The sequence below is a fragment of the Micromonospora zamorensis genome (assembly GCF_900090275.1).
GTDB lineage: Bacteria > Actinomycetota > Actinomycetes > Mycobacteriales > Micromonosporaceae > Micromonospora > Micromonospora zamorensis.
On the sequence record NZ_LT607755.1, the window covers coordinates 307,608 to 321,076 of the forward strand.

Below are 13,469 nucleotides of genomic sequence, written 5' to 3' on the forward strand. Positions count from 1 at the left end.
CGAGGGGCTGCTCCGATCCGGCCGGCTTTGGCTAGCAGAGTGGTCGCAGGTAGCCCAACATATTACGATCGTCGAGCCAAGAATCCAGCTAGCAAGGAGGTGGGTCCAGTTACAGGGTTCACCGTTGATACCCACCTACTGCGCGAACTGGGTGAGCTTCTTGTTGGGCGCGACAGCACCGCGCTCCTAGAGCTAATCAAGAACGCCTATGACGCAGACGCTTCGCAAGTGATTCTTCATGCCGATAAACTCAACTCGGAAGACGCTGTCATCCGGATTGTAGATAATGGCAACGGCATGACGTATGACCGCTTCCATAGTGCATTCTTGCGCATTGCCGGGCGCGACAAAGAGGGCGAATTTCGTAGATCGCCCAAGTATGGTCGGCGATATACGGGCCAAAAGGGCATCGGCCGCCTAGCTGCTCATAAACTCGCGTCGACACTCGAGGTTGTAAGTGTGCCCCGTGCAGAGGTCCACGGCGAGGGGAACAACTTTGGAGTCTCTGCATTCCTCGACTGGGATGTGATTGAGTCGCAGGCGACGTTAGACGACCTCAAGGGCGGCATTGCAACTGAGGTCGTCGAAAATGCGGGAGGCGCACGAAATGGCGGCACCTCTGTCGAGCTTGGCCGACTCCGATCGAAATGGAGCAGCAGTCAGCTTGCAACTTTTGTGGGTGAGCTCCGGACGGCCCAGCCGCCTTCAGCGCTCAGGGATCCAGATTGGCCGCCGGGCGCAATAGTGGGCGAAAGCATCATCCAGAGACCGCTAGTACGGGACGTGAGAGACCGGAAAGACCCGGGCTTTAACGTCACGTACAGCGGTGACTTAGATGTCGGAGATGACCTGTGGTCACAGGCAGGATCAAATTTTAGATGGCTAATTGAAATCGACGGCCTTGGCGAGGCCGTGCGCTACAAAATCTCTCCATTGAAGTCGTATGCACAGCAAGAACCGGAAGCCCGTTCTTATTACTTCGAAAAACTGGATCCCGGATCAGAAAGGCCCCGATTCCAGGCCCGCATTTTCACTCATCCGAACTCTTCCACCCGACGAGGGCCACTGGCTGGCTTTGTCCGGTCGAATAGCGGCGTCCGGGTTTACCTGGAAGGTTTTCGCGTACTGCCCTACGGTGAGCATGGGGATGATTGGCTAGGGATCGACCGGGATTACCGGACCGGTCCGCGATTCTATGAGATTGATATCGACCAAGACGCCAGTGACGCGTTGGAAGAGGATAAGAAAGAGGCTCTGGCTGCTACTAGCAACCTCGGCTACTTCGGCGCAGTTTTCCTTACCGAAGACAACAGTGGCGGTTTGAAGAGCCTCGTTAATCGGGAAGGGTTTGTGCCTGACTCGACATTCCAGTCGCTCGTCGACCTTGTCAAAACTGGAATCCGTCTTAGTGTCAGGGTCCGGCGGGCGGTGGCAAATCGGGTCGCCGAGCGCGAGCGAGCGCAGGCTGACGCTGACGCAGTTTGTGACGCGGAGACCGATGCAGCCGATACCCCGACGACCGGCCCGACCGCGTCGCCGCGAATCGTTAAGCCTGAGGAAGAGCAGACGGATGCGCCTGGGAACGGGTGGAGTTCGGAGGGGCGGGAAGGCAATCCAACCCGCACTTCCGATGCACTGACCCCCGTTGTGGTGCATGTTCGGGCCGAGGCCGTAATTCGCGACGCCCGCACTGTCGCCCAAAATCTGCGCGGTTCGAATTACCCTGTCGCAGAGTCAATCGAACTTAAGAAGCTGCTCGCGGGATTCCGGGTTGTCGAGACGGAGCTGGAACGCCTCCAGAGCTTGCAGCCAGACCTGCGTATTCTTGCTAGTGTTGGTTTACAACTTGGCGCATTTGTCCACGACGTCAACGGCATGCTGGGGCAGGCCGGCACTGTTCGTCAACTACTTGAGCCTCTTCTGTCAGATCCAGAATTATCAAGGAGCGGAGCTCAGCGGGTAAGAAGAGTTGTAAAAGCACTCGACGAGCTCGCGCACTCGCTGGCCCGTCAAAGCAGTTACCTCACCGATGTTCTAATAACAGATCCTCGCCGCCGTCGCTCCCGGCAAAAGATAAAGGAGCGGCTGGCGGTGGTTGAGAGACTGTTGCACAATCAATTAGTGCAGCGCAAAGTCGTCATTGACGATGCGTTGCCCGAGGATCTCCTGTCCCCTCCTATTTTTCCCGCAGAACTGGGCGTTCTTCTTACGAATCTCCTAACAAACGCTGTCAAGAATGCGGGTTCACCCGGCAAGATCAGGGTCGAAGGGCGGCAGTTTGGTCGACGAGGGATTACGTTGTTAATCCACAACACTGGTGTCGCTGTCGACTTGAGCGAGTCTAATCGTTGGTTCCTCCCCTTTGAAACAACAACAACCGACGTTGACGAAGTCTTGGGGCAAGGGCTTGGCCTAGGGCTTCCGATTACTAAGGCCCTTGTTGAAGACTACCGCGGTGACATCGACTTCGTCGAACCACCGACTGGCTATGCCACGAGTATACGTATAGATCTGCCTGACCCCCAGGAGCGCCGATGAGCCTACATAACCCGTCTGCTATGCCGGCACATGACGCCGCTCCCCCTCTAGTTCTCATCATTGATGACGAGGACCAGACGGCTTTCTCTGAGGTGCTGCAGGATCTAGGTGTCGACGCCATGTACTTGCCGCCGGATGAGCTAGAAGAGTCAATCCTTCGCCAAGCGACAACTGTAGTCGTAGACCAATATCTTGATGACTGGCCAGGCCGCAACCAAGATTCCGTGCCGATCGCCCTCAAGGTCCCTGATGGTCTAAGCCTAACGTCTGTGCTTAGGTCACGGGTCGAGGGCAGCGGCGATCGGCAAGGCCCGCCACCGAGCGCCGTAGCATTCGTGCTGAGGACAGGTGAGGTAGATAAGATTGGTGCTGGACTTCCCTCTGCAGCCCGGCAGCATCTACTAGCATCGCAATACAATCTCGAGTGGGTTTTCGACAAGTCAAGCGTGCGTAGTGGAGAAACGCCTTCGACGGCGCAGCGGGTGGCCGAGTTGGCATTAGCTACCGCAAGGTTGCCAAGCGACTGGAGTGCGGGAACCGGAGATCCAGGACTTAGATGGCTAGGTCTACCTACGACCGCTTGGGCTGAAGACGCATGCTGGCAGGTAGAACAATGTAGGCCACCACAGCATGTGGTCGCGCAGCGTACTGCGGGACGGGCGTGGCTTCGCTGGTTTCTCCAGCGAGTTCTTCCCTATCCGACCTTCCTAATCGATATACAGAAGGTCGCTGTCATGCTCGGAGTAACGGTCGATGCCGCAGAGGAGGTTCTCTCCTCTGCGAGCAGGCTTAGCCAGATGATCGGAGCAACCCAATACCAGGGGCCGCTTATGTCTTTCATGGGCAGACGTTGGTGGCGCGCGGGAGTTAGCTATGTTGTTGAACAGCTTCTAGGTGAGTTCGACCTAGAGGATGACCACGATCTCGAAGCGGTTGCCGCTGCCGCCTCCTCGATCCATGGTCGACGGCTTGAAAGGGTCTCTGTCATCGATCCGGTATTGGAAGTCCAGTCTGACTACTCCATAGCTCCTGATCCGATTAGCGCTCTAGACGCGGTGCGGCTTCAGCCGGACGATTGGCCGCCATATGCCGACGAAGCCTGGGCCGGACGCAGTCGCCTTGATGGCGAGGATCCCGAGCTGTTAGCCCTAGTCGTCTCATCCGATCGTTGGCGCCTTCATTCATCGGAGCTGAAAGGCGATTCTCTAGGTCAAGAGAATGGGATCGATGCTGCAATGGGAGGTGGTCGATGATTAATGACCAAGTCCGTCGCAATTCGCCGGTGGTCACAGAAGACGGGCAGTACGTTGCGGACACCGGGCCCTTACTCTGCTTGGGTCATTCAAAGTCTTTGAGGGATCATGTCAAGCGTCGATGGGGGCGCAGGACTCATTGGGTCGACTCGGTCCGGCAAGAGTTGGCCCGTCATGCCAAAGGTTACGACGCTAAAGGAAAAGCAGCTCAGTACTATGGTGGCCCGGCTGCTCGCTGGTTAATCGCTGCCCCGCCCGTCGAGGTGGCAGACACCCCGAAGTTGGATGCCTTGCTTGCTCGATTGAAGGAGCTTGAGCTGCAGAAAGCGGCGTTGAAAGGAGTAAGGGCAAAGACCCACCCTAAGGCAAACCTGGGCGAGGCCGAGAGTATTCTTTATGCGCATGCCAATGGGCACACACTTCTTGCGCACGATAGGGATGCGAAAAGGGTCGCAAGAGAGGTAGGTGTGCCAGCTGGTACGGTGATTGACCTTGCGAGATGGTTAGTAGCGCAAGGGGCCAACGTAAACGAGATCGCTCGGTGTATTCTTGATATCCAAGCTGTGGATATTGATCCCGGAGCGCGAATCACCAGTGTTTTAGACCTGGCTCCACGACAGAGGCGGCCCGGCAACGCTTAAGCATCAGAAGTATGTGGCGTATATGCTCGCTGGCGCGTCGGCATACCCAGGGATGAGTCGCCTGAGCGTAGTTGCGTCTGCTTTAGTGAGCGGTAGGAGCGAGCGGCGTAAGTAGGTGTACCACGCCAATGGTTTGGGGAAAGCCTCTAACTCCTTCGCTAGCGGCTGTAGGTCTAAGCCCTGATGCAATCCAACTAAACGCTCAACGCGGATATCGACGTATGTCAAAAACACTCGACCTTGAATCCAAAGTGGCTCGGCAAACTGAAGCTGTCTCGAAGTTGCCGACGCGTAGCCAACGATTTGCCCTCGATGCCTTTTTGGATTGTGCCAGGCTCCTCGCGTGACGTATAGGAACATCTCATCCATTGGCTTAAGTGCCTTGGCCTCCTTGTGGGAGGCAGCGGAAGTGAATGCAAGCTTGTTGTTCGTCAGCACCCATCGAATTGCCTCGCGCTCGCTCAAAATTGCTAGGTATGAGTCTTTGGTCAACTGGAAGCCCCTAGCCAATTGATGTGTCGGAAGTAGCTACCGGGGTCGCTAGGCGATAGTAGGCGGCGGGGGCAGTTTTTCTGGAACTTCCAGTGACCGGAGCGATTTGGGCTCGATCTTCGACGACCCCCCTTGGTACTCTCTAGCAAGTGCTCTGAGTGAGGCTTGACCCGTTGGCCCCATTAACCAATTAGCCAGATACTCTGCATTCCACGGTGCGTTTTCTTTCAAGTAGATTCCGTAGAGATTGTTGCTTCCGACTGCTCGAACTTCGTTGACAATTACTCGATGATTTCCCTTGCCGACTGGGGCGATGAAGATGTCCGGGGGTTGAACCACCTCTACTGTATGCCAGACGCGCCGCTTTATTGCTAGATGAGCGCGGGGCACCTCGGCCGCGATCCCTTCTTCGAGGTAGGCCTTCAGCGCGTCCTCGTGCTCAATGTTGCAGCCATTTAAATCGAGTAGCCAGCGAGGCAGGGCGCTGCTGTCAAGCGCTTTATGCGCGACATCTGTCAGAATCGCGCCTGGGCAGTGTGCAGCTTTTACGAGAGCGGGGCGAAGCACCCTCTCTGTGAGACCTCGTTCCTGTCTCTTCAAATCGGATAAGAAGAAGAAATGGTTTGCCCCAGTCGCAACACCTCGCCGGATATTAGCAACGCTTCCCAGGTTTAAGATGTCGTGCTGTTGCGGTTTTTGATGCGTCCCGAGGAAGCGGGTAAACGTTGACGGGCACGATGCGTCCCTTTCGGGCCGCACCTCTGCCAGTCGCTCCACTGCGACGCCTCCGCTGCCAGTTCGAAGGTCCACTGTTCTTGCCATGAATGGCTGCTTGCTACGGCGTTCCGGACCAACCGAGAGGATCATTGCCGTCACCTGGGTCCCAGGGAACACCTCGACCTGGCTTGGAAAAAGGTCCAGCTCGACACGGCGGCGGCGGGAGTACCACAGCCATTCCCTAATCTCTCGACCGTATCTCGTCTCCAGCCAGGATCCTGGAAGCAGTAAAACCATTCTGTCGCTTTTTCCTAGACTGAGAAGCGTGGCAGCGACAAAATAAGCGGAAAGTCCGGCTAGGCCGCTGGTGATTAGTGCGCCGGCTGCAATTCTGGCGGCAGCTTTGCTTGCCGCGGGCATCTCCTGGTGTCTTGTGTACGGTGGATTTCCTAGGATTAGACGCGGAGGCGTTGCCTCTGGCCAGTCGTCGTTAAGCCATGCAAGGTAGTCTTTATGTATCAATTCAACGTTATTGCGTGGTGAGCGACTGTCGTCACTACTTCTCTCCACTGCGTCACGGGTGGCGAGTAGACCCAGTGTGACAACGTTTAAATCAACGGACAATATTTGGGCGTCTGGCCACGTGTCTCGCGCAGCAGTAGTGAATGCACCTACACCAGCTCCTGGATCAACGACGCATGCTGGCTGCTCCTTGCCAAGCGCTGTTGCCTGCCCAACCATGTATGTGACAATTGGCGGCGGGGTAAAGAAAGTCCCGAGGCGGCGTCTATTTCGCCCGCTCACCAATAACTCATATATCTTCGCGAGGAAATCGAAACCCTCCGCGTCGATCGCTTCTTTGGAAGCGGCGGTCAGCTCTGCTGGGAACTCTACGTCGGGTGCCTGTGCCCAACGAGCGAGGCTTGCTGGCCATTTGGGTACGGCGTCTGTGGCGAGGGCCCTGGCAACGGCCCCGAGGGTGGCAAGTCGTTGGAGTTCTTCGGCGGATGCGCCAGGCACCGTGTCAGACGGGAGGGCTTGAGCCTTATTGGCGTCGATCCAGCTGATGACTTCGGCGATGAGTCTGGAGAGGCCGGCGGGGAGGCGTGACACGTGAGTATCGTAGTGCATGCCCCAGTCACGGAACGTCCTGCGCTCGTGGCTACGGGTGGCGGGCCCCGGTGCCTCTCGCGGCGACCCAGCCCCTCCAGTGACCGGATCTCTTCGGGTGAGTGATCGCTAGACCTGCTTTCGGCTGTCCGTTAATTGGATCTGGGGAGTATTGGTGAGTTGCCTGATAGACATGGCCGTTTCGTTGAGTTCGACAACGCTACCGATCTTGGCGAAACTTTCGATTCAATAGTCTCTGCAGCTCGTCGAGCGACCGGCAGAACTGATCACTTCCGGGTCGTAGCGCGGCGCTCCAACCGCTATTGCCGTCCTGGGTCAGCCGCTATAGCTCGTGGCGCTCTGCATGTTAGCGAGCGAGGATTGCCGCAACGAGCTAAGGAGAGGAGCGGATTTGAGGAGTGCGAACGAGGACATCGAAAATCGGCGCCCCTTCCCAGTTCGGGTGGAGCTTGGTTACCTTGCTCCAGCCCCAGGACCGGTATGCGGTCTGAGCACCAACGTTGTCAGGACGGACCAAGAGCGTGGTTCGCGGCTCAGCCCGGCTCGCGACTTGCTCGTCATGTAGCGCCCTCGCGACGCCTTGGCGTCGCCAGGCGGCGTGCACCAGCAGTTCGCTGACGGCGAAGGTGCGCGTCCCGTCCTCCTCTGTGAACCCTGGCGACACAGGCTCGTGGATGCCGTCCCACCAACGCGTCTGTGGAGGTAGAGGAAAGCCGTAGATGTAGCCAACCAGAACCCTGTCAACCGTTGCGGTGACCAGCTCCCAGCCAGTCCGCTGCATGTGCAGGGAGAGCTGGCGCCGGTAGCGGTCCTCACTGTAGAACTCGCCGCCGCCCGCGTAGACCTCCAGGTAGAGGTCCACAAGCTGATCGAGGATTCCCTTCGCCTCGTCGGCGTTGTGGTGACGAAGTCGCAAGCCCTCGATCACACGCTCACCGCCTGGTCGTAGGCGTCGACGAACTGACGGGTTGTCGCGGTTGCCTGCCGTGGCGCCGCCAGATTCCGGCGTACCTGCGCAAGATGCTGACTCACCCGCTTCGAGTTGATCTGGGTCACGGCGGGCAGGACGTCCAGAGCGACACGTGCCGCCTCGTTGACGTCGCCCTGCCGGTATGCCGCCTCCGAGAGCCGCACCGCGTAGTAGACCTGGTTTCGTCGATGTCCAGGTGACGGATTGGTCGTGATCGCACGCAACGACTGAACAGCGCGCTCGGGCCTGTCGAGGGCCAGATAAGAGAGCCCTTCGATCCCGATCAACTCTTGGTGGTTCACGAAGTGGACGAAACCCTGGTCATCCTCGTGAGTGCCTCGGTCCAACTCCCGGCGCGCCTTGGTCATCTCGCGACTGAAACCACTGGTATCCCTGAGAACGCCGTAAGCGTGCGCTCTGCGCAGGTGCAGCAACGTGGTGAGTCGAGGTGTGGCCCACCCGGCGGACACCCGTAAAGCCGCTTCGGCGCAGTGCAGCGACTCGCCAGGTTGGCTCTCGCGGATCAGTAGGGACAGATGCGTGAGGGCGCGAACTTCCACTCGCGGGTCATCCGCGATTCGGGCACGAGTGATTGCCTCATTGAGGTACGGCCTCGCCTCAGGCCGGCGCTCGGCGTCGATGGCCAGCCAGGCCGCCTCGATGGAGAGATCGGCCAGGGCGCTTTGGAGCGCGTCGCCGACCTCTCTGCTGTAGTTGGCCCGCGCCGCCCAAGCCGACAGCTTGGTGTGCACTTGGATGGCGACGTCGCAGAGCAGGTCTGCGCCTGCTACCGCGTCTGCCCGCCGGAGGTCGTCGACCAGGGAGCTGGCGAGCTGCACCTGCTCCATGCCGATGGTCCTGGGCACCTCGGAGGGCCCTGCGAGCAGGTACGTGTTACCGCTCGCAGCGAGTCCCGTGAGCGCGGCCAGTACGTTAAATCGTCGGCGGTCCGTAGCGCCACCCCCTTGGCTTGATGCCTCCTCCACGCTAACCGCCGCGGCGGCCCGCCCGCCTTGCTCGGTTGGCTGATCCTCACCATCTGCGCGGTCGATGCCGTCTGCGACGAGGCTCGGATCGCTCCAGCAAGCTTGATCAGGGAGGCGGAACCAAAGACGTTCTGCTGGCACACGCAGAACCTGCGCCCAGTGCGACAGTCGGTCCAGGTGCACCAGCGGAGGCCCGTTCTCCACCCGACTCAACTGCGCCTGCGTGATCCCCAACCACCCCGCCACCACGGCCTGCGGCAAGGCGACCCGCCCGTGGTACGGATGGCAGCGATACGCCCTGATCACCCGCCCGAGATGCCGCTCCGCCAGGGCCCGCCGCACCGGCTCGTGCTCCCAGAAGCTCGCCGGCACCACCGGCGGCGCGCTCAACCGATCCCGCTCGGCGGCCTGGCACGGCGTACACCGTCCGCTGTGGTTGTCCCGGGCCAGCCGTCCGCCGCACCGAGGACAGTTCGCGTGGGTCACCGGCGGCTCCGTCCGTCTCGCCTGATCGAGCGTATCCATTGAACACGCTGCGTGGAGCGCTGGTATACGCACGACGCATATCTCAAGGACTGCCGAACAAGGGAGCAGATGCTCAGACTGGGCGAAGCAACCGCAGCGCCTCGATGACCATGGCCCAACGATCCTTCTCGTCCGTCGGATTGAGCACCTTCCCCTTGGCGACGACAACGCCGGCAGCGCGCAGCACCGCCAGGTGACCGGCGTACGCCGGATGGGCGTCCAACTCCGCCTTGACGTGTGGGAAGGCAAGGATCGGCAGTCCTGCGCCCAGCGACTCGTTGAGGACCCCGAGCGCCAGGGTGTCGTTGATGCCCAGCGCCCACTTCGTCACTGTGTTGAACGTGAGCGGGGCGGCCACCACCACATCGGCCGGCGGGTGCGGCTCAGGGTCGCCGGGCATGCGCCACTCCACGCGTACGAGATGGCCGGTCTTGTCCTGCAACGCCTCCCGGTCGAGCCACGGAGCGGCGGTAGGACTGACGATCATGCACACCCGCCACCCGTCGGCGATCAGCACATCGACCAGCTCGTCGATGTATTCCGCCGGACCCGCGGCGCAGACGACCAGATACAGCACCGGGTGTTCCATCATGCCCGCAGTCTGCCCGACCAGGGTGGCGCCTGGTTGACCGCATACGGGCCGCGCATGCCGTCGACGATCACTGTGACATGCCGTATTGCCTGGTCAAGCGCGAGAGTCGACCCATGGCCCGGGGCGGGTGCTGGTTTCGGAGTTGCGCCGGCCCTCAACGGCGCAGCCGCGTCCCGCCCGCCCCGGTGCCTCTCGATCCGTCAACGTTTCGGAGCCGGCATGCCCACCCTGATTGACGACGACCCTCCGGCTCGCGTGAGCCTGGCCGCCGCCTGGGCGTCGGTCGACGTGCGGGCCGCCGGCGACTTCTGGTGCACACTCGAAGACCGCCGACCCGGCCTGCTCCCACACCGCGACGCGCCACTGTTCTTCACCGCGCTGGGCCGCCTCATGGTCGGCGGGGACGACCCGGCGAGCCGGGCGGCGCTGCTTCTGGTGCTCGGCCGCGCGTACCGTCATTTCGACCTGCTCCCGCACGCCACCACCATCGGCGACGCGTTGCTCGCCACCGTGGCCCGCCACGCCCGACCACTGTGGACGCCGCAGCTCGCCCTGGCCGCGGAGCGCGCCCTGTGCCGCGCCACGCACGCCGTGCGGCGCGCCGCCGCGCAGGCCGGCGACGGCCGGGCCTGGCGGCACGTCCAGGTGATCGGCCACGACCGGCCGTCGCCCGACATCGCCATCCTGACGGTACGTCCCTGGCGGCGACTGCCCTTCCAACCAGGTCAGGCCGTGCCGGTCTGCACGCCGCGCCTGCCGGGGCACTGGCGCTGGCTCTCGCCGGCCAACGCCCCACGCGCCGACGGCACCGTCGAGCTGCACGTCCGCGCCGTACCCGCCGGCACCGTCTCCCACCGCCTGGTCCATGAGGTACGCCCCGGCGAGCTGCTCTGGCTCGGCCCACCCGTCGACACCGGTCTGCGCCTCGACCCGGCGTGCACGAACGATCTGCTGCTCGTCGCCGGTGGCACTGGCCTGGCGCCGCTGCGCTCCCTGGTCGAGCAGGTCGCCGCCGCACCGGACGGCCGGCGGGTGACGCTGGTCGTCGGCGCGCGCACGTTCACCGACCTGTACGACTCGGTCAGCCTCGACAAGCTGCAATGCGCCCACGACTGGCTGACCATCGTGCCGGCCTTCTCCGACGACCCCTGCGCCGAACCCGCCGAACGGGGTGAGGCCCTGACTGTCGCCCTCGACCACCACCGGCCCGGCCAGGAGATCTACCTCTGCGGCCCACCCACGATGCTGGCCGGTGCCCGGTCACGACTGCTCGCCCTCGGTGTCCCCGCCGCGCGCATCCACCTGCCCGTGACGCGATGACGGTCTACCGCAGTCGACACACCCTGACCGGGCCGCTGACCCCCGACCGGATCGCCGCGCTGGACCTGCCCCGCACCCGGTTCGGCCGCCGTGGCTATCAGCCGGAGCACGTGCAGGCGCTGCTCTGTCGCCTCGCTCACGAGCTGCACGAACAGGGCCGCCAACTCGACCTCGTCCGAGCTGAGAACCACCGCATCAAAGACGCGTTGCGCACCTGGCACACCCAGTGGGCCAGGCTCGCGCACGGGCGCTCCCGCTCCACGCTCACGATCGCCGAGCCGGACATCGCGGATGCGTGACCTGCTGGATACGGCAGCGCGGCAGCGGCTCGGGGAGCTTGTGGTGGCACCTTGCTCGAAGTGGTTGATACCTGTGAGGCATAAATATGACTCACAGGTATACCGCTCGTCAGGGCATCGCCGGCCGGGCACCGCTCTCGCCGGTCGCCGGACGCGGTCAGGAGGAGAGGTCGCCGAACTCGCGTACCCCGTCGACGTCCAGCGTGATCTTGTCGTTCTCGGTCCACTGGCTGGTGGCGGCGAGCCAGCTCGGGTCGTCGCGTTCTTCGATGTCACTCCAACTGTGCCGGTGGTGCCGTAGCTGGATCGGCCCGGTCGACGCGCCAGGTTCGAGCATCCCGCCGGTGAAGGTCAGCTCCACCCAGCCGGGGGTCGTGGTGCCCGGGATCGGGTTGCCTGGCGCCGGCGTCGACAACGCGGACGGCCCGCCCGGCGGGATGAAGAACTGCACGGTCTGCCGGATCCGGTCGCAGCCCAGTGCGGCCCAGTCGCAGTTCGGCACCAGTGAGGTGTTGCCGCCCTCGAAGCGCAGGTGGTAGCGCACCCTCACCGCGCTCAGGTCGAGCGGCCCGGTGCCGGTGTTGGTGACCTTGAGGAGGTGCTGGATCTGGTTGTTCGTCGGGGACCAGTCCAGGTTGAGGTAGCTGACCGTCGCGCGGCCGCTGGCGGTGCGCACGGTGATGCCGGGCGAGCTGTCGGAATAGCCGCCGAGCGCGCGGGCGGCAATCGCGATCCGGTACGTCGTGCCGGGTGCGAGATCGGTCAGCGTGATGGTGGTGTCGAGCGTGGTGCCGAGCCAGCGGTACGTGTTGGGGCCCAGCGGTGCCTGCACCTCGTAGTTGATCGGCTGCTCCGCCGCCGGATCGCCGATCCAGGTCGAGGGCGCCCAACTGAGGGTGAGCTGGTGCGGCTCGTTGGCTACCACCACCGGGTTGCCGGGGGTGCTGATGGCCGGGCCGTCCGCGCTCGCGGCGTTGACGGCGAGCAGGCTCGCCAGCGCGGCGAGGGCGACGACGGCGGCGACACGGCGGGCACTCATGACACGAATCGTAGGTGACACTCATCAGCGTCGATGAATGATCCCACTGGCTGGTGGCTGAGCGCCCGCCGAATCACCTGTTCCGTCAGTGCTCGTCCGGCCTCACGGATTCCAGTAGACGAGGACACTGGCCTGGTCGAAGCGTCGTTCCTTCAGGTCGGCACGCTGGATCACCCAGTGGATGCTCGCGCCGCCTTGTCTGCCGCCGTGGAACTCGGCCAGCACAACCCAGTCACCATGGTCGGGTGGCCCATCAACCCCTCGCACCGACCCGTCCTGGTCGGACGCCGCCAACCACGCGGGGTTGAAACCGTTGCATTCAGTGCCGTAGCCGCCCAACAGCAGCGGCGACGTCCAGCCTCCAGGGGAGAACGGGCCGTCCGGCGCCTTATCCAGGACTTCCTTCCACACCTCGGTCAGCTCTTCGAACGGGGGATCTCCCGGCAGTGGCGGAGAGTACGGGGGCCCCGGGATCGTCTTGACGTAGGGCAGCGAGATGTCGACAGTGAGGTGCAGATCGCCCTGCCCGATCAAGTAATAGACCTCGGCGCACTCCTCGTCGTCTGGAGGGAAGCCAGGCGGATACTGCTCTCGCTCCTCGACCGCCACGCCTGCCGGCACGTACCTGACCTCGCCCCAGCCGCTTTCCTCGGGCCAGCCGAACAGCAGCAGTTGGCCGTCGGACGGTAGTGGAAGGTCGGTCACGTCTGCCGGAAGGGCAGCGCAGTCGATGGTGGCGATCAAGGGATACTCGGGGTCCTGGGCGTCGGCCGGAAGCATCAAGGGTCCACGGATGGCGCCCACGGCGGGCCCGTCACCCCCCTGTGTCAGGAAGGCGGACGGGCGGGCGAGCTCCAGCCAGCGCTCCACGTCGGCGGCGGGGATGCCGCGGCGGAGCGCCTCGGCGCGGACCTGATCGATGATTTTCACGTTTCGGGGAAGCACGGGAGCACCGTAGATCAACCG

Annotated in this window: 10 protein-coding genes; 4 read left to right on the plus strand and 6 right to left on the minus strand. The window is 62.4% G+C overall.

Going from position 1 to position 13,469, the window contains the following annotated elements; all coding sequences use genetic code 11:
- The first annotated feature begins 99 nt into the window (after nucleotides 1–99).
- Together GA0070619_RS01410 and GA0070619_RS32105 are read left to right on the plus strand one after the other, a co-directional pair.
- On the plus strand, nucleotides 100–2,538 hold the full coding sequence (locus GA0070619_RS01410) for an ATP-binding protein (protein WP_157743871.1): 2,439 nt from the start codon (nucleotides 100–102) through the stop codon (nucleotides 2,536–2,538).
- Nucleotides 2,539–3,272: 734 nt separating this feature from the next.
- Nucleotides 3,273–3,791 (plus strand): hypothetical protein, encoded by a 519-nt coding sequence (locus GA0070619_RS32105; RefSeq protein ID WP_157743872.1) that lies wholly within the window; start codon nucleotides 3,273–3,275, stop codon nucleotides 3,789–3,791.
- Between the two features lie 1,181 nt (nucleotides 3,792–4,972).
- On the opposite strand, the gene GA0070619_RS01415 is transcribed toward GA0070619_RS32105, so the two are convergent.
- The 4 genes from GA0070619_RS01415 to GA0070619_RS01430 form a co-directional block, all read right to left on the minus strand.
- Nucleotides 4,973–6,754 (minus strand): DNA methyltransferase family protein, encoded by a 1,782-nt coding sequence (locus tag GA0070619_RS01415; protein WP_157743873.1) that lies wholly within the window; start codon nucleotides 6,752–6,754, stop codon nucleotides 4,973–4,975.
- A 391-nt stretch (nucleotides 6,755–7,145) separates the two neighbouring features.
- Nucleotides 7,146–7,700: a GNAT family N-acetyltransferase gene (locus GA0070619_RS01420; protein ID WP_088946376.1), complete on the minus strand. Its 555-nt coding sequence runs from the start codon at nucleotides 7,698–7,700 to the stop codon at nucleotides 7,146–7,148.
- Entirely contained in the window at nucleotides 7,697–9,214 is a 1,518-nt protein-coding gene (locus GA0070619_RS33210; RefSeq protein ID WP_231927225.1) for a helix-turn-helix domain-containing protein, read from the minus strand. The genes GA0070619_RS01420 and GA0070619_RS33210 overlap by 4 nt, the downstream gene beginning before the upstream one ends.
- A gap of 112 nt (nucleotides 9,215–9,326) precedes the next feature.
- Complete coding sequence (locus GA0070619_RS01430; protein WP_088946377.1) at nucleotides 9,327–9,845, minus strand: flavoprotein; 519 nt, start codon at nucleotides 9,843–9,845, stop codon at nucleotides 9,327–9,329.
- A gap of 219 nt (nucleotides 9,846–10,064) precedes the next feature.
- On the opposite strand from GA0070619_RS01430, the gene GA0070619_RS01435 reads away from it, so the two are divergent.
- A complete protein-coding gene (locus GA0070619_RS01435) occupies nucleotides 10,065–11,165 on the plus strand; it encodes an FAD-binding oxidoreductase (RefSeq protein WP_231927226.1) in 1,101 nt (366 codons plus the stop codon).
- The gene (locus GA0070619_RS01440) at nucleotides 11,162–11,464 is read left to right on the plus strand and encodes a PHP domain-containing protein (RefSeq protein WP_197699584.1); all 303 of its coding nucleotides are present in this window, start codon (nucleotides 11,162–11,164) and stop codon (nucleotides 11,462–11,464) included. The genes GA0070619_RS01435 and GA0070619_RS01440 overlap by 4 nt, the downstream gene beginning before the upstream one ends.
- A 157-nt stretch (nucleotides 11,465–11,621) precedes the next feature.
- Here the strand turns inward: GA0070619_RS01440 and GA0070619_RS01445 are convergent, their stop codons facing one another.
- Both GA0070619_RS01445 and GA0070619_RS01450 read right to left on the minus strand, forming a co-directional pair.
- Nucleotides 11,622–12,503, minus strand: coding sequence for a fibronectin type III domain-containing protein (locus GA0070619_RS01445; RefSeq protein WP_088946378.1), 882 nt, complete (start codon nucleotides 12,501–12,503; stop codon nucleotides 11,622–11,624).
- Nucleotides 12,504–12,605: 102 nt separating this feature from the next.
- Nucleotides 12,606–13,448 carry a YwqG family protein gene (locus GA0070619_RS01450; protein ID WP_157743874.1) on the minus strand — a complete coding sequence of 281 codons (843 nt, stop codon included), beginning with the start codon at nucleotides 13,446–13,448 and terminating at the stop codon, nucleotides 12,606–12,608.
- Between the last annotated feature and the right edge of the window lie 21 nt (nucleotides 13,449–13,469).